This is a genomic window from Chryseobacterium sp. MHB01 (assembly GCF_034651565.1).
Classification (GTDB): domain Bacteria; phylum Bacteroidota; class Bacteroidia; order Flavobacteriales; family Weeksellaceae; genus Chryseobacterium; species Chryseobacterium nepalense.
Genome location: NZ_JAYEDA010000045.1, coordinates 1 through 933, shown reverse-complemented (window position 1 = coordinate 933; position 933 = coordinate 1). Strand labels below are relative to the sequence as shown.

Below are 933 nucleotides of genomic sequence, written 5' to 3'. Positions count from 1 at the left end.
TACAACGGTAAACATTACCCTGAACGATGTGATCTCTATTGATGCGGGAAGTACTGCAATCGGGAATACGGTTGACTTTAACTACGCTACTGCAGCAGATTATAATTCTGATCAGACGATTACTAAAGCCAACTCTTTAAAAGTAACTTCAACTAAGAATTTTAATGTAAAAGTAAAAGCAGGAGGTGCTAATTTCATGAATGGAACCAACGTAATCCCTGTAAATGTTCTGACTATTAAAGCTGCTGCAGCTTCCGGAACCATGGGCGGTACAAAAAACGCTGTTGTTTTATCTGCAGCTGATCAAACTTTAGTGGCAAATGCTCCACTTGGAAGCGCCTTGACACTGAATCTGGACTACACCATTCCTGCCGCGAAATCATCTTCTTCTGATATTTTAGGTAAACCGGCCGGAACTTATACGCAAACAGTAACGTATACTGCGACTGCTTTATAAATTGCTAATTCTAAAGAAACTTTTTTTCATATTAATATTTTGTGATTTGGTGTTTCAGAGGCTTCCTACGGGAGGCCTTTGATTTTATATATATTAACCGACAAAGAGCAATGTTTTTAAGGAAGAATTATCATTTATAATGATGATTGATATTTTAAAGGTTAGCCAGGCAGAAATACTAATAGGGCAATAAGGTGTACCAAAAAAATACTTGGACTATTAGTACATACTTACATGAGTTACAAGATAATTTTTATAATTTAACAGGGAATAATTCGAATTATAGAATCATAAATACTCTTTTGCAAAGAGTAATTTTACAATATAAACCTGTCTTAAAAACGATGATAACAAATTACCAACCTATAGATATTTTTTGTGAAACCTGAAGAAAATTATTCGCAAACAGTAACGTATGCCGCAACAGCTTTATAATAAAAATAAAAGAAAATTTTATATAAGCCCTCAACACAAAA

Annotated in this window: 1 protein-coding gene; it reads left to right on the top strand. The window is 33.9% G+C overall.

What is annotated here, in order from left to right:
* Positions 1-457: hypothetical protein (locus tag U9K52_RS21180; protein WP_322928022.1), on the top strand; the 457-nt coding region annotated here is incomplete at its 5' end.
* Positions 458-933 lie beyond the last annotated feature (476 nt).